The organism is Sphingobium sp. Ant17 (genome assembly GCF_000588875.1).
Lineage (GTDB): Bacteria > Pseudomonadota > Alphaproteobacteria > Sphingomonadales > Sphingomonadaceae > Sphingobium.
The window spans coordinates 211,112-230,232 of sequence record NZ_JEMV01000002.1 but is presented as its reverse complement, the minus strand read 5'-3'; the positions used below and the strand labels follow the sequence as shown (position 1 = coordinate 230,232).

At 63.7% G+C, this 19,121-nt stretch carries 13 protein-coding genes and 4 pseudogenes; 7 read left to right on the top strand and 10 right to left on the bottom strand.

The genetic code is table 11. The features are described 5' to 3' along the window. The first annotated feature begins 282 nt into the window (after positions 1–282). Both BF95_RS02330 and BF95_RS02325 read left to right on the top strand, forming a co-directional pair. Positions 283–738 (top strand): response regulator, encoded by a 456-nt coding sequence (locus BF95_RS02330; protein WP_043149036.1) that lies wholly within the window; start codon positions 283–285, stop codon positions 736–738. 76 nt (positions 739–814) lie between these two features. Next, the gene (locus BF95_RS02325; RefSeq protein WP_043149035.1) at positions 815–2,140 is read left to right on the top strand and encodes an AmpG family muropeptide MFS transporter; all 1,326 of its coding nucleotides are present in this window, start codon (positions 815–817) and stop codon (positions 2,138–2,140) included. On the opposite strand, the gene BF95_RS02320 is transcribed toward BF95_RS02325, so the two are convergent. The 7 genes and pseudogenes from BF95_RS02320 to BF95_RS02290 all read right to left on the bottom strand — a co-directional run bounded on the left by BF95_RS02320 (position 2,125) and on the right by BF95_RS02290 (position 8,545). Further along, complete coding sequence (locus BF95_RS02320; protein WP_043149033.1) at positions 2,125–2,565, bottom strand: DUF6628 family protein; 441 nt, start codon at positions 2,563–2,565, stop codon at positions 2,125–2,127. The genes BF95_RS02325 and BF95_RS02320 overlap by 16 nt on opposite strands. Before the next feature lie 67 nt (positions 2,566–2,632). Further along, on the bottom strand, positions 2,633–3,955 hold the full coding sequence (locus tag BF95_RS02315) for a bifunctional folylpolyglutamate synthase/dihydrofolate synthase (RefSeq protein ID WP_043149032.1): 1,323 nt from the start codon (positions 3,953–3,955) through the stop codon (positions 2,633–2,635). A 27-nt stretch (positions 3,956–3,982) separates the two neighbouring features. Then, positions 3,983–4,833, bottom strand: a pseudogene (gene accD / locus BF95_RS02310) (acetyl-CoA carboxylase, carboxyltransferase subunit beta). Then, complete coding sequence (gene trpA / locus BF95_RS02305) at positions 4,830–5,648, bottom strand: tryptophan synthase subunit alpha (RefSeq protein WP_043149031.1); 819 nt, start codon at positions 5,646–5,648, stop codon at positions 4,830–4,832. Before trpA ends, accD begins: the two are co-directional and overlap by 4 nt. A gap of 2 nt (positions 5,649–5,650) precedes the next feature. Further along, positions 5,651–6,892, bottom strand: coding sequence for a tryptophan synthase subunit beta (gene trpB, locus BF95_RS02300; protein WP_043149030.1), 1,242 nt, complete (start codon positions 6,890–6,892; stop codon positions 5,651–5,653). Between the two features lie 98 nt (positions 6,893–6,990). Beyond that, a complete protein-coding gene (locus BF95_RS02295) occupies positions 6,991–7,635 on the bottom strand; it encodes a phosphoribosylanthranilate isomerase (RefSeq protein ID WP_043149029.1) in 645 nt (214 codons plus the stop codon). 31 nt (positions 7,636–7,666) lie between these two features. After that, a complete protein-coding gene (locus BF95_RS02290; protein WP_043149028.1) occupies positions 7,667–8,545 on the bottom strand; it encodes a lysophospholipid acyltransferase family protein in 879 nt (292 codons plus the stop codon). A gap of 52 nt (positions 8,546–8,597) precedes the next feature. On the opposite strand from BF95_RS02290, the pseudogene BF95_RS02285 reads away from it, so the two are divergent. Continuing rightward, a pseudogene (locus BF95_RS02285) lies at positions 8,598–9,708 on the top strand (glycosyltransferase). On the opposite strand, the gene BF95_RS02280 reads toward BF95_RS02285, so the two are convergent. Next, positions 9,705–10,052, bottom strand: a complete 348-nt coding sequence (locus tag BF95_RS02280; RefSeq protein WP_043149026.1) for a DUF952 domain-containing protein — start codon at positions 10,050–10,052, stop codon at positions 9,705–9,707. The pseudogene BF95_RS02285 and the gene BF95_RS02280 overlap by 4 nt on opposite strands. Continuing rightward, positions 10,049–12,717: pseudogene (gene gyrA, locus BF95_RS02275) on the bottom strand (DNA gyrase subunit A). Before gyrA ends, BF95_RS02280 begins: the two are co-directional and overlap by 4 nt. Before the next feature lie 282 nt (positions 12,718–12,999). Between gyrA and BF95_RS02270 the strand changes: the two are divergent. Both BF95_RS02270 and BF95_RS02265 read left to right on the top strand, forming a co-directional pair. After that, positions 13,000–14,283, top strand: a complete 1,284-nt coding sequence (locus BF95_RS02270) for a hypothetical protein (protein WP_043149024.1) — start codon at positions 13,000–13,002, stop codon at positions 14,281–14,283. 109 nt (positions 14,284–14,392) lie between these two features. Then, positions 14,393–15,637, top strand: a complete 1,245-nt coding sequence (locus tag BF95_RS02265) for a tetratricopeptide repeat protein (protein WP_043149023.1) — start codon at positions 14,393–14,395, stop codon at positions 15,635–15,637. Positions 15,638–15,652: 15 nt separating this feature from the next. Here the strand turns inward: BF95_RS02265 and BF95_RS02260 are convergent, their stop codons facing one another. Continuing rightward, on the bottom strand, positions 15,653–16,126 hold the full coding sequence (locus BF95_RS02260; protein ID WP_043149021.1) for an Lrp/AsnC family transcriptional regulator: 474 nt from the start codon (positions 16,124–16,126) through the stop codon (positions 15,653–15,655). A 180-nt stretch (positions 16,127–16,306) separates the two neighbouring features. Between BF95_RS02260 and BF95_RS02255 the strand changes: the two genes are divergently transcribed. Both BF95_RS02255 and BF95_RS02250 read left to right on the top strand, forming a co-directional pair. Continuing rightward, positions 16,307–18,022: a sensor histidine kinase gene (locus tag BF95_RS02255; RefSeq protein ID WP_043149020.1), complete on the top strand. Its 1,716-nt coding sequence runs from the start codon at positions 16,307–16,309 to the stop codon at positions 18,020–18,022. A gap of 54 nt (positions 18,023–18,076) precedes the next feature. Beyond that, positions 18,077–19,113, top strand: a pseudogene (locus tag BF95_RS02250) (polysaccharide deacetylase family protein). The last annotated feature ends 8 nt before the right edge of the window (positions 19,114–19,121 follow it).

Here is a 19,121-nt window from a genome sequence, read left to right as displayed (position 1 = left end):
CGGTGCAAAGCCCGGCCGCTTGCCGGGGCCACCGGGGCCACCGGGGCGTTTAGGGCCGCCGGGGCCGGACCGGCGCGGCGGTCCTGATTTTTTCGGCGGTTCCACGGATATGTTCCTTTTCGTGAGGACTGGCTCTCCCCATATGGGCGATAAGCCAGCAACAGGCTGAAATGTGCCGTCCCGGCGCTTGAGCGAGGGGGAAAAACCCTATCGCACCGGCAACCCGGCGCGGGGGCGCGGCGTTTGTTCGGTTGCATGGCGGAAACAGGGCGGACTTGGCAAATGTTTTTCGGGCTTTTGAATAGTGGGGGCGTGCGCCTGCCGCGCCGCAAGGCGATCCGCACCGTGCTGGTGGTGGAGGATGAACCGCTGGTCGCGTTCGACAATGAACATGCGCTGGAGCAGGCTGGATACCAGATCGCCGCCACGGTCGATGATTATGACCATGCCGTCGCGGTGATCGATGCCGGTGGCCTCGACCTCGTCATCGCGGACGTCGCCCTGCATGGCCCAAAGAGCGGCATCGACGTGGCGCGCCACGCCTATGCCAAGGGATTGCCGGTGCTCTTCGTCACCGGCCGTTGCCCGATCGACGCGCGCGAACTGGCCGTGGGCTGCCTTGCCAAACCCTATGCCCCGCGCGACCTTGTCGCCGCAATCGGCGTGATCGACGCCAGGCTGCGCGGTGTGCGCCAGCCACGATCGCCGGTGGGCCTCAGCCTGTTCGAGCCGAACTGACCCCACGCAGCGCTTGCCAGCACGGCGCGAGGCCATATGGTGGCGCGCAACAGACGACACCGGCCGGGGGAATGAAGTGACTGACGCCATAGCGGGCCGCAAAAGCTGGCTCGACGCCGTGAAACCTTATGTCGAAAAAGCGCCGCTGGCGGCCTTCTTCCTGGGGGTGTCGTCGGGTTTCCCCTTTGCCATGATCGGCGCGACGCTGACGACCCGGCTGGCGCAGGATGGCATCGACAAGAAAGCCGTAACGGCCTTCACCCTCGCTTTCCTCGTCTATAATCTCAAATGGCTCTGGGCCTGGCTGGTCGATGGCGTTCGCCTGCCGCTGTTTGGCCGCTTGGGCCAGCGTGTCTCCTGGCTGGTTTTTGCGGGGCTGCTGGTCATGGCGGCGGTCGTCAATCTGGCGCTGGTCGACCCCTCCGCCAGCCTGATTCAGACCGCCTATGCCGCGATCTTGGTCGGGGTGGCGGGGGCGACGTTCGACATTGTGATCGACGCCTATCGCATCGAATTGCTGAAGCCCGAGCAATTGGGCGTCGGGTCGGGCATGTCGCAATATGGCTGGCGCATCGGTTCGGTCGCGGCGGGAGCTTTGGCGCTGGTGCTGGCGGCGCGGATCGGTTGGCAGGGGGCCTATATGGCCTGCGCCATGTTCGCGCTGCCCGCCATGCTGACGGGTTTGCTGCTCGGCGAACCGGAACGGCATCGCGATCCGCTGGCGCGGCGGGGTGCTGGCGAATTATGGCAGTCGATCGCAGGGCCGCTGCTCGAATTTTTCCGCCGGCGCGGGGCGATGCTCGTGTTGCTGTTCATCCTGCTCCACAAGATCGGCGACACGCTGGCCAACCTGACCTTTCGCCTGCTGTTCGATGATATGGGCTATACCAATGACGAAATCGCCATTTACGACGTCGGTATCGGCTTTTGGGCCTATCTGATCGGCATATTCATCGGCGGCATCCTTTATGCACGGATCGGCATGAAACGGTCGGTGTTGCTCAGCCTGATCCTGATGGGCGTATCCAATTTCAGCTTTGCAGCACTGGCGGCGCTCGGCAAAAGCAATTGGGGCATGGCGGGCGCGATCGGGTTCGAGAATTTCGCAAGCGGGATCGGCGGCGTGACCGTGGTCGCCTATTTCTCCGCCCTGTGCGACCTGCGCTTCACCGCTGCGCAATATGCCCTGATCTCGGCGGCGGCGAGCATCGTCGGACGGTTCCTGACCGGCACGACGGCAGGCGGCCTGATCGAACAGTTCGGCTATGTGGATTTCTACCTGTTCACCACCGCAGCGGCGTTGCCCGGCATCGCCCTGTTCTGGCTGATGATGCGCGCTGGTCTGATCGATGCCAGCGTCGGCACGGCCGCTACCGATCCGGCGTCTCAGCCACCCGAATAGAGTTCCAGCGGCCGCCCCAGATCGGCATGGGCCTGCGCGACGGCCTGCATGCAGGTAAGCGCGCCCAGGGCATGATCATTGCCGAGCAGGTCACTCAGTTGCTCATAGGCGGCGTTGGGATCGCGCAACGCTTCGCCCGTCGCTTCCATCAGCATCGCCTCGTCCGCCGTCATGCGGGCGCAGCAACAAGGCGCGACCAATATCTTGCGGCTGGAGGCGCGGGCGAGTTCCAGCATCATGGCCCGCATCAGCACGAGCGGGCGGCGATAGCTGCGCCCGAACGCACCCAACATGGCGTTGGCGGCGTGGGCGTCATTGACGCCCGCACTGGCCATACGGCGCATGACGAACAGGAACAGCCGGTTGCCATAGCCCGTGGGCATGGGCCGGGGCAGATCGATGGGGGAGGTCTCGCCATGAGCCATGATGATACGCCTTCTGCGGTGATTGCTCTCCGCAGACTACGCTATTGCGAGTTAGTCGCAAGTATAATCAGTCAGGCAGTTGCGCGTTTAGTCGCAAAATTTCGCCCGCCAGATAGAGCGAGCCGCCGATCAAGAGCTTGGGCGCGGGATCAGCCTGCGCGGCAATGGCCCCGATAGCGCCTTGCGCATCGGCATGGGCCGTGCAGCCGATGCCCCATTGTGCCGCGATCGCGGCGAAGCGTTCCGCCGGATGATGCTCATGACCCGGTACGGGCAGCGCGTGGATATGGGCGATCCGTCCGGCGAAGGGCGCAAGGAAGGCGTCGACATCCTTGTTGGCCAGCATGCCGATGACGAGGTGCAGCTTATGGCCCTCCAGCCGATCGGGCGTGAAGAAGGCGCTGATCGCCTCACCCGCGCCTGCATTATGGCCGCCATCGAGCCAGACCGTGGCAGCCGCGGGCAGTATCGCCAACAACGGACCATGGTCGAGTCGCTGAAGCCGGGCAGGCCAGTGCGCCCAGAGCGGCGCGGCCTTGAGCGCGGCATCGGAGAGCGGGACGGCGCTTTGATGCCGCAGCATGGCAAAGGCCAGCGCGGCATTCTGGACCTGGTGCGCACCCGCCAGGCGCGGGAGCGGCGTGTCGAGCCGACCCTGCTCATCGCGATAATGGAGCCGATCGCGATAGACGGCCGCATCCCATCCATCGCCTTGGGCAATCCAGGTCGTGCGGGCCTTGGCGACGGCATCGATCATCATCGGGAAGAGCGCGTCGTCATAGCGCTGCGTCACCAGCGGCGCGCCGGGCTTGGCGATTCCCGCCTTTTCCGCCGCGATCCCAGCCAGCGTATCACCCAGAAAGGCCTGATGATCGATACCAAGCTGGGCAATGCCACAGACGACCGGATCGGTAATGATGTTGGTCGCGTCGAGGCGACCACCCAGGCCCACTTCGATGATGCAGGCGTCGGCGGGATGTTCGGCGAAGGCCAGGAACGCTGCCGCCGTGGTGACTTCGAAGAAGCTGGCGCCAATGCCCTCGGCAATGTCCAACACGCGCGCCAGATAGCGGGCGAGCGCTTCGTCGCTGATCAGTTGCCCCGACACGCGGATGCGTTCGTTGAAGCGCACCAGATGCGGCGAGGTGAAGACATGGACAGTCTTGCCGTCCGCCTCCATCGCAGCGCGCAAAAAAGCGCAGGTCGATCCTTTGCCGTTCGTGCCTGCGACATGGAAAACCGGGGGCAGGGCGAGGTGTGGATCGCCCAGCCGCGTCATCAACTGGGTGATGCGCTCCAGTCCCAATATGTCGGCACCTGGCGACAGCGACCAGAGCCGGTCAAGCTGCGCCTGTACCTGCGGGTCGTCCGAAACGGCATGGTCTGCCACAGGCGCGTCCCCCCCCCGAGCGTCGATTTAGGCGGCGATACGCGGGCTGAGATAGCGATCACGCGCGCCAGCGTATCGCGCAGCTCATGGCGATGGACCACCATGTCTATCATGCCATGGTCGAGCAGATATTCGGCGCGCTGGAAACCTTCGGGCAGTGTCTCGCGGATCGTGCTCTCAATGACGCGCTGCCCGGCAAAGCCGATCAGGGCATTGGGTTCGGCGATCTGTACGTCGCCCAGCATGGCATAGCTTGCCGTCACGCCGCCGGTGGTGGGATCGGTCAGCACGACGATATAGGGCAGACCCGCCGCGTGCAGCTTCTGGATCGCCACGGTGGAGCGGGGCATCTGCATCAGCGACAATATGCCTTCCTGCATCCGCGCGCCGCCGGCGGCCGTGAAGATGACATAGGGGCAATGATGGGCGATCGCGTCATTGACGCCCTGGATGAAGGCCGCGCCCACGCCCATGCCCATGGAGCCGCCCATGAAGGCGAAATTCTGTACGCCCATGACCAGCGGCACATCATCGATCGCGCCGCGCGCGTTGATCAGAGCGTCCTGATCGCCGGTCGCGGCACGGGCCGCCCGGATGCGATCGGGGTAACGTTTGGTGTCGCGGAATTTGAGCGGGTCTTCCTGCACCTGCGGCGTTGGCAGCAGGATGAAACCCGCGTCGAGGATCTGCTCGAACCGCGCCGCCGGACCGATGCGGCCATGATGGTTGCAGCGCGGACAGACGGAGAGGTTATCCTCCCATTCCTTGATGAACAGCATCTCCGAACAGGCCGGGCATTTATACCATAATGTCTCGGCACTCTGTTCCTTCTTGGCGATGAAGGGGATGGCCTTGCGGACGCGGTTGATCCAGCTCATGCGGCGGTCTCTTGAATTTTGGGAGTGAGTGCGCCGGACAGGGCGGCGACGAATTGCTGGACGAAGGGCGCAGCGGCATCGCCATGGCTGCCAACGATATCGACAATGGCCGAGCCGACGACGACACCATCGGCAATGCGCCCGATGGCGGCGGCCTGTTCAGGGGTGCGGACGCCGAAGCCGACCGCAACCGGCAGGTCGGTGGCGGCTTTCAGGCGATCCACGGCCATTTCGATATTGGCCTGGGCCGCCTGCTGCTTGCCGGTGATGCCGGCGACGGAGACATAATAGAGGAAGCCGCTCGCGCCATTCAGCACGGCGGGCAAACGCGCGGCGTTGGTGGTCGGGGTGGCCAGGCGGATGAGGTGGACGCCCGCGTTACGCAGCCCCGGGCCGATCTCGGCATCTTCCTCCGGCGGCGCATCGACGCAGATGACGCCATCCACCCCAGCGGCCTTGCACTGGTCGGCGAACCAGTCGGACCCGCGCACCAGCATCGGATTGGCATAGCCCATCAGCACCAGCGGCGTTTCGGGGTGCCGCGCCCGAAACGCGGCGGCAAGCGCGAAAATATGCTTCGTCTTGGTGCCCGAACCCAGGCTGCGCAGATTGGCCAGTTCGATCGCGGGGCCATCGGCCATCGGATCAGTGAAGGGCATGCCCAGTTCGATGATGTCAGCCCCACCCGCGACCAGCGCGTCGAGAATGGCTGGCGTCGCCGCCACATCGGGATCACCCGCCGTCACGAAGGTGATCAGCGTGGCGCGTCCTTGCGCCTTGCAGGTGGCGAAGCGGGTAGAGAGGCGGTCAGTCATGCTCACATTTCCACTCCCAACGCTTCGGCGACGGTGAAGATGTCCTTGTCGCCCCGGCCGGACAGGTTGATGACGATGATCTTGTCCGCATCCATGGTGGGGGCCACCTGCTCGGCGGCCGCGATCGCATGAGCGGATTCGAGCGCGGGGATGATGCCTTCCAGCGCGGAGAGCTTCTGGAAGCTGGCCAGCGCCTCATCGTCGGTCACGGGCATATATTTGACCCGGCCGATCTCGTGCAACCAGCTATGTTCCGGCCCGATGCCGGGATAGTCGAGACCTGCCGAAATGCTGTGCGCTTCGGTGATCTGGCCATCTTCGTCCTGCAGCAAATAGGTGCGGTTACCGTGCAGGATGCCCGACGCGCCGCCCGCAAGCGAGGCTGCATGCTTCTTGTCGAGGCCTTCGCCTGCCGCTTCCACGCCGATCATCGCAACGTCGAGATCGTCCAGGAAGGGGTGGAACATGCCGATGGCGTTCGATCCACCACCGACCGGCGCGATCAACATGTCAGGCAGGCGGCCTTCGGCTTCCAGGATCTGGGCGCGGGTTTCCTTGCCGATGATCGACTGAAAATCGCGCACCATTTCAGGATAGGGGTGCGGACCTGCCGCCGTGCCGATGATGTAGAATGTGTCATGCACGTTCGACACCCAATGGCGCAGCGCGTCGTTCATCGAATCCTTGAGCGTCGCCGACCCGGAGGTGACGGGAATGACCTCGGCCCCCAGCAGTTTCATGCGGAAGACATTGGGGCGCTGGCGCTCCACATCCTTGGCACCCATGAAGATCTTGCATTCCATGCCGAACAGCGCAGCGACGGTCGCGGTGGCGACGCCATGCTGGCCAGCGCCGGTTTCCGCGATGACCTTCTTCTTGCCCATGCGGCGGGCGAGCAGCGCCTGGCCGATGCAATTGTTGATCTTGTGCGCGCCGGTGTGGTTCAACTCCTCGCGCTTCAGATAGATTTTCGCGCCCTTGCCCGTCGGTGCATGGGCGCGCAGCGCTTCGGTCAGGCGGCTGGCATAATAAAGCGGGTTGGGGCGGCCGACATAATGTTTGAGGAGATGGTCATATTCCTCCTCGAACGCCGGATCCTCCTTCGCTGCCTTATAGACTTTTTCGAGGTCCAGGATCAGCGGCATCAGCGTTTCGGCGACATAGCGGCCACCAAATGCGCCGAAATGGCCATTGGCGTCGGGCTGCGATCGCAGGCTGTTGGGCAAGGTAATCGTGTCGGTCATGATATCAATCTTTCAGGCATGAAGGGCGGTTCGCTTCGATCAAGGGAGAAGCGATCAGCGCCATCGTATCCCGATGCGCTCGACAGGAGCGGTGAGCGTCAACATGCGGATACCGCTTTGCAGAAGGCCATGATCTTGTCCACACTCTTGATGCCGGGCGCGCTTTCCACGCCTGAAGATACGTCGATCAGCGGGGCGCTGGTGATGCGGACGGCTTCGACGGCATTGTCGGCCGACAAGCCGCCCGACAGGCCCCAGGGCACCGAGATCGAAAGGCCACGCAGCAGCGTCCAGTCGAAGCGCAGCCCCATGCCACCGGGCAAGGCCGCGCCATCGGGCGTCTTGGCGTCGAACAGCAACAGATCGACGGCGCCGACATAGGCGGTCGCAGCATCGATATCGGCGCGGGTCTTGACCGATATCGCTTTCCAGACAGGCAGGTCGAAGCGCTGGCGGATGGCGGCGGCGCGTTGCGGGCTTTCCTTGCCATGGAGCTGCAGCGCGGTGAGCGCGCCGCTGGCGGTCAGTTCGACCAGCAGATCGTCGGTGGGATCGACCACGACGCCGACCTTTTCCATATGTGCAGGCGCGATTCTTGCCAGCGCGGCGATCTGGGCTACATCGACATGGCGCGGGCTTTTGGCGAAGTGGACAAAGCCGATATGGCTCGCCCCCGCACGCACGGCTGCGCCAACGGTGTCGGGCGTGGAAATGCCGCAGATTTTGATCGCGAGTCGGGACATGCAGGGGCTTTAGCGGGCAAGTGCGCCCAAGTCACATGACCGGTGGGGCAGTGGGCGCATGGCCCGGCTGCGTCAGGTCCATATCGTGCAGCGCCAGCCATTCGTCGGCGTGGGTAATGCAGGCCTGCCCCAGAAAAGCGTCGGCGGCGGCGCCGATGGCGTCATCCGTCAGGGTTGCGGGGTCGAGCGGCGGGTGCCAGTGTAGATCGAAATGGGGGCCGCTGGTGCGGGTCAGATAGAATGGGGTGACGCGCGCGCCGGACTTGCGTGCCAGCCGCAACGCGACCGACATGTTGCCGGAGAGCGGATGGTCGCGCCCGAAACGCGGGAACCAGACCTGATGATCGCGACGTTCGTCGATCAATATATAGAGCATTGCCCGATCCTTGGCCAAATGGCGCAATATGCCGCGCGCGGCACCGCCACTGCCGGTGATGGCTTCGCCCATATAACTTTGCCGCGCCTTTTTGAGCTGAGCCGCGATCTTTGGATCGTCCGGCGGATCATAGACGCCAAGCGGGGGGCGATCGGTCGCCGCCTTGAGATGCGCGGCCATCAGATCCCAGTTGCCGATATGGGTGGTTAGAAAAATCATCGGCCCTGGCAGGTCGAGCACGGCCTGATAGCCAGCCGGGTCCAGCACGCGCACATGATGCGGACTGACAAGCCGGTCGACATTGGCGAGTTCGGCCAGTGTCCGGCCGATATTGCGCCAGCGGCGGGTCAGCATCGTTTCCCGCGCCGCTTCGTCAAGATCGGGGCGGAGTAGTGCGAGATTGGCGCGGGCGCGAGCATCACGCAACTTCATGCGCGGGCGGGCGACATGGGCGGACAGCCATCCGCCGAGCCAGGAGGCTGATCGTGCCGGGAGCACGCGCATCAGCGTGAAAAGAAAGGGGTTGGAGAGCATAGGGCGCCCGTCATACAGCAGGCAGCGAGACGGTAAAGAGGTGTGCGGCGTCATGATCTGGGTCTGGATTGTCCTTCAGGGACTAACGCTGCTGGGGGTCGTCAATTATTGGCGGCATCTGCCCGTCGAGCGCCGGGAGGAAGCGCCCGATGGGGTCGTGGTGATCCTGAGCGTGCGCGACGATTGGGATGGTGGTGCACCCCTAATGGCGCGGCTGACAGCGCAAAGCGCGGCAGGTCGATTGCTGATCGCGACTTCGGGGGCTTGCCCAGCGGCGGAGGCGTTGGCGGGCGCGGATGTGCAAGTCGTGCATGCGGGTGTGGCGAGGGACGAGGGGCAAAAGGTTCACAAGCTGCGCGCGGCGTTGCGAGCGTTGCGACCCGATGATCAGTGGTTGGTCTTTATCGACGCCGATATCGAGCCACCCGCGCGGCTGGTCGGTCGGCTGCTTTTTCCGCTGGTGCGGAACAAGGCGGACATCGTCACCGGCTATCGACTGTTGCTGCCGGGGCGTGGATTGATGGCCGCGATGGTCGGCGCGGTCGAGATGCAGTTGGCGACGCTGCCGCGCGCCGCGAGTGCGACCATGCCTTGGGGTGGGGCGATGGCCCTGTCGCGCGCGGTGGCGGAGCGGCTGGACCTGGATGCAGTGCTGGCCGGGCGATTATCCGACGATATGGCGATTGGGCTGGCGGGCTGGCGCGCCAAGCTGCGTATGCGGCCAGTGCGGGATTTGCTAGTGGCCAGCCCGCTGGAGGGCCGTGTTAGTGATCTGATCGGTTTCGGTGTGCGGCAATATCGGCATATCGCCACCAATAATCGGGGCATGTGGGCGCTGGCGACGGCGGTGGTGGCGGTGCAGTCCGGCGCGTGGGCCTGGGCGTTGGGCTGGGGGCGGCTGGGGGGCGATCGCGATCGGCTATGGTGCGGCCTGGGGCAGGGCACTGGTGCGGCGGCGGATCATCGGCGCGGTGCTGGAGCCTGAACAGGCGAGGCGTGCCAGGCGTTCGCTCTGGTGGGATTGTATCGCGCCCTTTGCGGTAAGCTGGGCGCATCTGATCGTGCAGGGGGTAGCAGGGACGTCCAACCATATCCGATGGGGCGGATGGGACTATTGGATGCAGCGTGGGAAGGTTGCGCGGATGGCGCGGGTCGCGCCTTAAAAGCCGGCGGGAAACGAATGGGTGCCATCGTCGCCGATGCGCAGCACCACCTTGCCCGCGACCGCCGTGATCGGCAGGTCGGCATAGAGATGGGGGAATAGCGCGCCGCCACGCGATTCCTCCCAGCGGATCGCCTCGCCAAAGGGGGCAAGGTCGATCATCACCATGACCAGGCGGTCTTGCCCCGCAAAATGTTTGGCCACCGTCTCGGCCGCCTGATCGCGGGTCGACATATGGATATAGCCATCCGCCAGGTCGACCGGCGCGCCCTTGAACACGCCATCGGCCTTGAACTGCGCATATTGCTCGGCCGTCAATATCTTATAGGCGAAGAGGTCGCTCACGCCTCTTCGACCTCCGGTGCTTCGTCGCTTTCCTCGATCTTGGCTGCGCTCACGACATGTTCGTCCTTGGCGACATCGAACAGGCGCACGCCCGCCGAATTGCGGCCGATGACGCGCAGGCTGTCCAGCCCCATGCGGATGAGCTTGGCCTGATCGGTGACCAGCATCAACTGGTCGCCTTGGGTCGCGGCAAAGCTCGCCACGACCGGCCCGTTACGACCGATATTGTCGATATTGGTGATGCCCTGACCCCCGCGCCCGGTGCGGCGATAATCATAGGCGGACGACAATTTGCCGTAGCCATTGGCGCACACGGTCAGGATGAACTGCTCCCGCTCGCGCATCAGGGCAAACATCGCCTGATCGCCCATTTCGCCTTCCTTCTCCGGCTTCCAGGGCGCGAAGCGCAGATAGTCCTCGCGCTGTTCCTGATCGGCACCGGAGCGGTGAAGGATGGAAAGGGAGATAACCTCGTCATCGCCCTTGAGCGTCATGCCGCGCACACCGGTCGAGGTGCGGCTCTGGAATTCGCGCACATCGGTCGAAGCAAAGCGGATCGCCTTGCCCTGCCGCGTGGCGAGCAGAACATCATCTTCTTCCGACAGAAGCGCCACGCCGATCAGCCGATCATCGCTGCCATCATCGAAGCGCATGGCGAGCTTGCCATTGCTCGGCACATTGGCGAAAGCGTCCATGCTGTTGCGACGCACGGTGCCGTTCGCGGTAGCGAACATGACGTGCAGATCCTTCCAGCTTTCCTCGTCTTCCGGCAGTGGCAGGACGGTCTGGATGGTTTCACCGGCCGCCAGCGGCAGCAGGTTGACCATCGGCCGCCCGCGTGTCGCCGGGCCACCTTCGGGCAGGCGCCACACTTTCATGCGATAGACTTTGCCCGCGGTCGAGAAGAAGAGGACCGGGGTGTGGGTCGAGGTCACGAACAATTCGGTGATCGCATCCTCATCCTTGGTCGCCATGCCCGAACGGCCCTTGCCGCCGCGCGCCTGCGCCCGGAAACTTTCGAGCGGGGTGCGCTTGATATAGCCTTGCACCGTGACGGTGACGACCATCTCCTCGCGCTCGATCAGATCTTCATCCTCGATGCCATCGGCTGCGGCGGTGATCTCGGACAGGCGCGGGGTCGCGAATTCGCGTTCGATCGCTTCCAGCTCACCGCGCATCACGGCATAAAGCTTCACCCGGTCGCCCAAAATGGCGAGATATTCGGCGATGGCTTCGGCCAGACCAGCCAGTTCCTTGCCAATCTCGTCGCGACCCAGCGCCGTCAGGCGATGCAGGCGCAAATCGAGGATGGCGCGGACCTGCACTTCGGACAGTTTATAGACGTCGCCCGAAATCTCGGTGTCGATCGCTTCGACCAAGCGGATATAATGGGCGATCTCGCTGATCGGCCATTCGCGTGCCAGCAGCTTTTCGCGGGCTTCGGCCGGGCTGGACGAACCGCGGATGATCTTGACCATCTCATCGAGGTTGGTGACCGCGACGACGAGGCCGAGCAAGATGTGCGCCCGTTCGCGCGCCTTGTTCAATTCGAACTTGGTGCGGCGAGTGATGACCTCTTCGCGGAACTTGACGAAAGCCTCGATGATATCGCGCAGGCCCAGCAGTTCCGGGCGACCGCCGCGAATGGCGAGCATGTTGGCGGGGAAGCTCGACTGGGCAGGCGTGTTGCGCCACAATTGGTTGAGGACGACTTCGGGCGTCGCGTCGCGCTTCAGGTCCATGACGATCCGCACGCCTTCGCGGCTGGATTCGTCGCGAATGTCGCTAATGCCTTCGATCCGCTTTTCCTTGGCGGCTTCGGCGATCTTCTCGACCAGGCCGTTCTTGCCGACCTGATAGGGGATGGCGGTCAGGACGATGGATTCGCGATCCCCGCGCCCGCTTTCGATCACATAGCGCGAGCGCATCATGATCGAGCCGCGGCCGGTATGATAGGCCGATTTCGCGCCCGACTGGCCGAGGATCAGCGGCGCTGTCGGGAAATCGGGGCCGGGGACGATGGCGATCAGTTCATCGGTCGTGATGCCGGGATTGTCGATATAGGCAAGGCAGGCGCGCAGCACTTCGCCCAGATTATGGGGCGGAATGTTGGTCGCCATGCCGACGGCAATGCCGCCAGCACCGTTGACGAGCAGATTGGGGAAGCGGGCGGGCAGAACCTGCGGCTCATGTTCCGATGCGTCATAGTTGGGCGTGAAATCGACGGTATCTTTGTCGAGATCTTCCAGCAGCGCGCCCGCCACCTTGGCCAAACGCGCTTCGGTGTAGCGCATGGCGGCTGGCGGATCGGGGTCCATCGAGCCGAAATTGCCCTGACCGTCGATCAGCGGCACGCGCATCGACCAGTCCTGCGTCATCCGCGCCAAGCGTCGTAGATCGAACTGTCGCCATGCGGGTGATATTTACCCATCACCTCGCCGACGAGGCGCGCGGACTTGCGATAGGGGCGGTTGTAGAGGAAGCCCGATTCCTGGGCCGAAAAGAGAATGCGGCGATGAACCGGCTTCAACCCGTCGCGCACGTCCGGCAGGGCGCGCGAAACGATGACGGACATCGCATAGTCGAGATAGCTGGTCTTCATCTCCTCGACGATGGAGACGGGGCTGATGTCCGAAGGGTCGGCGAGGACAGTCTCGTCGGTCAATGCGATTCTCTTTTTTCGATGATGTTGGCTGTGTTGCTCGATCTCTAGCCGAGCGAAACAAATCTGTCACCCCTCGCGCGCAGACGCGCGCCCGCGCGGGGCATCGATAAGGACAGCGGCTATCGGCTTGGCGTTGCTGGAACGAAGCTGCGGGCATGACAGTTGCAAAATCAGCCGATATAGGCTTGTTCAATAGTCATTCACGCGCCGTTCCCTAATCGGCGTTCAACCCCCAAAACGCGCCTCTAGCCATCGGCCAGGCGTGCATAGGAGATGAGGATTATGCGTTTTGTTACCCCGTTCGCGCTGGTACTGGCTCTGGCCGTAACCGGCGGTGCCGTTTCGGCCCCTGCCTTCGCTGCGAAGAAGGACAAGAAAGAGGAAAAGGCAGCCGGTCCCAAGCTGAATGTCACGCCCGACGTGATCAAGTCGCTGCAGACGGCGCAGAAGGCTGCCGAAGCGCAGGATTTTGCCGGTGCCAAGGCTGCGCTGGCGGAAGCCGACAGCAAGGCCGTGTCGAACGACGACAAATATCAGATCGGTGCGATCAAGCTGAACACGTCGATCGCGTCCAAGGATACGGCGATGCAGAGCGAAGCGCTGACCCAGATGCTCGATAGCGGCCTGACGCCGCCGGAGCAGGCCGCGCAGTTCAATTCGATCGCCGCCAACCAGGCGCTTGATGCGAAAAACTATGATCTGACGATCCAGCGCGCGCAGGCGGCGTTGGCCGCCGGTGCGAAGTCGGAAAGCGTCAACCCGACCTTGGCGCAAGCCTATTTCGGCAAGGCAGGCACGACCAATGCGACCGTCGAACCGGCACGTGGCTTCAATGTGCAGGGCCTTGCCGCGCTCAAGGCAGCGGCCGAAGCCATGAAGGCATCCGGTCAGCAGGTGCCAGCGCAATGGTATCAGATCGGCGTTAGCCGCGCGGAAGCCGCCAAGTTGCCGGACGTGACCGAATGGGCCAAGATGGCCTATCAGGCCGAACCGAGCGGTGCCAATTTGCGGACGCTGGTACGCCTGTTCCAGCGCGCTAACCCGAACATCACCAATCGTGAAAATCTTGACGTGCTGCGCCTTCTGTCGGCATCGGACGGCCTCGTCGTCGCTGGCGACTTCCTGGAATATGCCGAAATGGCATCAAAGACGGGCATTTATGGCGAGGTCAAATCCTCGATCGATCTGGGTCGGTCCAAGAATGTGCTAAATGCCAGCCAGGGCGGAGATCTGTATCAGACCGCCATGGGTCGTATTGCGGGTGACAAGAGCACGCTGGGTGCGGCGGAGGCCGACGCGCGCAAGGCTGCCACTGGCAAGATCGCAGCGGCGACCGCCGACGCGTATCTTGGCTATGGCGACTATGCCAAGGCCGCGGCGATGTTCGAACTCGCCAAGGAAAAGGGCGGTGTTGATGCTGACGAAATCAACACCCGCATGGGCATCGCCAAGATGAAGGTCGGCGACAACGCCGCAGCCAAGGCAGCATTCGAAGCGGTACAGGGCGGCGCGCGCAAGCAGATCGCTGGTCTGTGGCTGGCCTATCTGGGCAGCAAGGGCGCTTGATAATCGGGCGCGCCATCCCCCGGGGTGGCGCGCCGACCTGGCTTGATGCATAGGTTTAGGTGCGGCCGGGCATTATCCCGGCAAATGATGTGGGGAGGCCTGTAAGGCCATGCGGCGATTGACTAATCTGACATCCGGTCTGCCGGTGGCCCTGGCGGCCGCCATTCTGATGGCGACACCTGCCTTGGCCAAGAAAAAGCTGGTGGTGGCAGGACCGCCCATTGCCATGTCCGACACGTTCCGGGCGGCGCTGCAATCCGCTGACGCCGCCGTGCAGGCGCGTGACGTAACCACGGCCAGCGCACGGATCGGTGCCTTGGCCCCAGCCAATGATTTCGAAACCTATGCGACGGCCAGTTTGCGCTACCAACTTGCAGTGATGCGCGGCGATGTTCAGGCCCAGCGCATCGCGCTGACGGACGTGTTCAAGACCAGCGCCCTGCCAGCGACGGCAGCCCCGCGTCTGCGCTTTGTTGCAGCCTATCTGTCCTATCAGGTGGGCAATTATGACGATGCGACGGCGCAACTCGATTATGCCAAGACTTTGGGCTATGCCGGGGTCGATGCAACCATGCTGCGCGCCGACATCGCGTTGCGTCGCAACAAGCCCAAGGATGCACGACGCTTCGTGCAGGAAGCCGTTGCCCAGCAGCGCGCCTCGGGTCAGCCTGTGCCGATCGCCTGGACCGATCGGGCTTTGTCGATGGCCTATCAAGCGCGCGATTGGGCAGAGGTCGGGCAATTATATCGCGATCGCCTGGGGCAGGCGGGCGACAAGGAAGAGTGGCGGTCGGCGCTGACCAATTATCTGGCGGCGGGCGATGTCGAACCTCAGTTGCAACTGGACCTCTATCGCCTGCAAGCCGCCAATGGCGCCATGGCGAGCGAACGCGACTATCAATCCTATGCCCTATTGGCCGAAAAGGCGGGCTATTATGCCGAAGCCAAGGCGATCATCGAAGCCGGACGCAAGGGCGGCAAGCTGACCGCGACGCAGCCGACCACCAGCAAGTTGCTTAAGAATGTCACGCCGAAGGCGACCAAGGAAATCGCCGCACTACCTGCGCTGGCCAAGAAGGCTGCAAGCGCATCCAGTGGTAAGGAAGCCGCGTCGCTGGCCGACAGCTATTTCGCGTTGGGGCAGTTCCCCCAGGCGGCAGAACATTATCGCATCGCGTTGACCAAAGGCGGTGTCGATGCCGGGCGCGTCAATGCGCGGCTCGGCGTTGCGCTCGCGCGCTCGGGCGACCTGCCCGGCGCGCAGGCTGCGCTTGGCCAGGCAACCGGCGATTGGGCCAGTGTCGCGGGCTTCTGGTCGGTTTGGGTGGAACAGCAAAGCCGCAAGGCGGCCTGATCGCGCGCTGCCGGATCAGACCGGCAGCGGCACCCCCGGCAGGTTTTTCGACGTGCGGATCGTGAGCGACGTCTTGACGCTTACGACATTGGGGGCGGGCGTCAGCTTTGACGTCAGGAATTGCTGGAAGCTCTGCAAATCCTTGGCAACGACCTTCAGGATAAAGTCGATTTCCCCGTTCAGCATATGACATTCGCGCACTTCGGGCAGCAGCGCGATATGGTCCTGAAATGCCGTCAAATCGGCTTCGGCCTGGCTTTTGAGGCTCACCATGGCGAACACCGTGATGGTGTAGCCCAACATGCCGGGATCGACCACCGCATGATAGGATGTGATGGCGCCCGCTTCCTCCAGCGCGCGGACACGGCGCAGGCATGGCGGCGCGGTCAGGCCGACCTTGCGCGCCAGTTCCACGTTGGTCATCCTGCCGTCCTGTTGCAATTCTCCAAGGATCTGCAGGTCGATGTCGTCGATATTCGGGCCGGCCATTATTGTGCTTATTTCCTGTCTTGTTCGAAGCACCCATCATAATAATGTTTCAGGCCAATGCAATTGTCCCACTATGCGACGATCCTTTTTGATCGCGCCGAGCCGCCCCTTTCCCTTGCCGCGATGAACGCCTAACGATAGGGCGAGCGGGCTGCGGCGCGCGGCTTATGGGGATTTTCGGTGCGTTTTAACGATCTCATGCAAACGGTGCTGGCGGCCGACAACCGTGCGGGACTGGGTGCGGTGACGTCCTGGCGCCAATGTGTCGATTTGTTGGCGCAGCATGATCGCGCGGACCGCACGGTCATGGGTGCATCGGATCGCACGATATTGCTTGATCGACTGGAAGCGTTGCGGCCGACGATATCCGAAACGCAGCGAATCGCGACGGTGGTGGAACTGGGCCGGCGGCTGCGATCGGCTAGCCTCGTGGTTTTTTTCGCGAAGGACCGCCCGGCGATAGCGGCGGCGGCGATGGCACGTGCGCAATTGCCTGATGCGATCTGGGCGGATATGATGCCCCGACTGACGCCGACCGCGCGGGGTGTCCTGCGCGGACGTCGGGATGTCGGCCCGCTGGCGCGACAGGCGCTGGAAGCCTTCGGTTCTGTCGATCTGGTGCTGACCACCGAGCGGCGGGATATGGTGGGCGAGGCAGACATGTTGCTGACGCCGGACATGGAAGCTGAACCGGCTACATCGCAAGCGCCGTCGGTCGTCACGCCTTTGCGACCGCCCGCGCAGGATCAGGACCAGATCCGCAATCTGGTCGATCGCATCGCCCATTTTACCAGCACGCGCCGTCCGGTGGGCGTCGCTTCCGCACCCGGCGAAACGCCCGTTGCCGAAGCGCCGCGCCAATTTGCTTTTGAGACGGACGCATCCGGCATCCTGCTTTGGGTCGATCAAGGACCGCGGGCCGCCCTCATCGGCCTGTCCTTGGGCGAGGTGGCGCTGGACGGCGGCAGCGGCCCTGATGGCCATGTCGCGGGTGCCTTTGCCCGGCGCAGTGGCTTTCAAAATGGCCGCTTCACCATTGTGGGCGGGCGGATGTCGGGCGAATGGCGCCTATCGGCTACACCCTTTTTCGATCCGCGCTCTGGCCGCTTTCAGGGTTATCGTGGGCAGGCCCGGCGTCCCTATCTGCACGAAGTCGCGGCCCAGCCCGAACATTCGGCGATCAGCGGTCTTTCTTCCGATTCCCTGCGTCAATTGGTGCACGAACTGCGCACGCCCCTGAATGCGATCCTGGGTTTCGCCGAAATCATCGAGCAGGAATTATTCGGCGCGGCGGGGGTCGCGTATCGCGACATGGCGGGCAAGATCGCCGTCGATGCGCGGCACCTGCTCGCAGCGTTCGACGATCTCGACCTTGCCGCGCGCGTGTCGCGGGGTGATGGCACGGGCGCGCCGGAGATGATGGACCTCGACCTGCTGGTAACGCAGGTTGCAGCCCGGTTCGAAGATCAGGCGCAGGCAGGCGGATCAGCCATCGACATCGCGATTGCGCCGACATTGCCCCCTGTGCGGATCGACCCGATCCAGGGCGAACGGATGGTGCAGCATCTGCTGCGGACGTTGATTTCGGTCGCGCCGGCAGGGGAGACGGTGACGGGGGCCTGCTGGTTCCAGCCCGATGGCGGGGCAGGGCGGGTCGTGCTGGCGATCGACCGGCCGTCGAGCCTGACCGGACTGGAAGAAGCGCAGTTGCTGGATCCGGGTTACAGCGCCGATGGCGACTGGGCCGACGGGCCGCTGCTGGGCCTCGGCTTTTCGCTGCGATTGATCCGTAGTCTGGCGGCGAGTTGCCGGGGCAGCCTGGAAATCGAACCGGGGCGGCTGTTGCTGGCGATCCCCGCTGCCACGATCGCCGACGATGCGGCTGATCACGGCTGATCTTCGGGGATGGGGGAAACCCTATCGCAACCATTGGGCGGTAAACCGACGGCCATGAGCGCTCATCCCTTCGACGGCAATCTTCTGGTTGCCCCGCCGCCGCAGGACCGGATCGCGTTGTCGCCGGATTTCGGCACGCGCTTCATGCTGTTCGTCGATACCGAGGAAGAATTCGACTGGAATGCGCCCTTCAGCCGGACTGGCCATGGCGTCACCGCGTTGGACGGCATGGCACGCGGACAAGGCTATTTTGTCACCGCTGGGGTGAAGCCAATTTATGTAACCGACTATCCCGTGGTCGATTGCGATGCCGCTGCCGCGATGATGGGGCAGTGGGCCAACGACGGCGCGGCCGACATCGGCGCGCATCTTCATCCCTGGGTTAATCCGCCGCATGTCGAAGAGGTAACGGCCGCCAACAGCTATGCCGGGTCTCTGCCCGAAGCGGTCGAGCAGGCTAAGCTGGAGGCGTTGTGCCGCCGAATCGAACAGCGATTCGGACAACGGCCAATCGCTTATCGAGCGGGTCGCTATGGCGTTGGTCCCAACAGTGCGCGCCTGCTGGAGGCAGCCGGATTTCGGCTCGACAGTTCAGTGCGGAGCCGGTTTGATTATAGCGGCCAATATGGACCGGATTTTTGCGGAATGCCGCTCACGCCCTATTGGGCGGGGCCAAACCGGACATTGGTCGAGCTGCCGCTTTCGACGGCCTTTGTCGGACTTTTGCGTGGGGCAGGAGAGCGCCTGTACCGCGCTGCCCAGACCATGGGGCCGCTCGCAGGTGCGATGGCACGGGCGCGGATGCTTAGCCGCGTCCCACTAACGCCTGAAGGGGTTTCGGCACAGGAAGCGATCCAGGCGATCGACGCCCTGATGGAAGAAGGCGTGCGGCTGCTGAATTTCAGTTTTCATTCGCCCACGCTGGAGCCGGGTCATACCCCCTATGTCCGCGATGAGCGGATCGGACCGCCTTTTACGGCTGGTGGGACGCAGTGTTGAACCATCTGGCGCGGCGTGGTGTCCGCGCCGCGAGCCTGGATCAGTTGCTGGCCGCAGTTCCGATGCGCGCAGAGGCTTGCCAAGCCGCCTGATGCTGCCT

Excerpts from the sequence above, each read along its gene's own strand:
- BF95_RS02330 (WP_043149036.1), top strand. The coding sequence starts at position 283 with ATGTTTTTCGGGCTTTTGAATAGTGGGGGCGTGCGCCTGCCGCGCCGC.
- BF95_RS02320 (WP_043149033.1), bottom strand. The coding sequence starts at position 2,565 with ATGGCTCATGGCGAGACCTCCCCCATCGATCTGCCCCGGCCCATGCCC.
- trpA (WP_043149031.1), bottom strand. The coding sequence starts at position 5,648 with ATGACTGACCGCCTCTCTACCCGCTTCGCCACCTGCAAGGCGCAAGGA.
- trpB (WP_043149030.1), bottom strand. The coding sequence starts at position 6,892 with ATGACCGACACGATTACCTTGCCCAACAGCCTGCGATCGCAGCCCGAC.
- BF95_RS02295 (WP_043149029.1), bottom strand. The coding sequence starts at position 7,635 with ATGTCCCGACTCGCGATCAAAATCTGCGGCATTTCCACGCCCGACACC.
- BF95_RS02290 (WP_043149028.1), bottom strand. The coding sequence starts at position 8,545 with ATGCTCTCCAACCCCTTTCTTTTCACGCTGATGCGCGTGCTCCCGGCA.
- BF95_RS02270 (WP_043149024.1), top strand. The coding sequence starts at position 13,000 with ATGCGTTTTGTTACCCCGTTCGCGCTGGTACTGGCTCTGGCCGTAACC.
- BF95_RS02265 (WP_043149023.1), top strand. The coding sequence starts at position 14,393 with ATGCGGCGATTGACTAATCTGACATCCGGTCTGCCGGTGGCCCTGGCG.
- BF95_RS02260 (WP_043149021.1), bottom strand. The coding sequence starts at position 16,126 with ATGGCCGGCCCGAATATCGACGACATCGACCTGCAGATCCTTGGAGAA.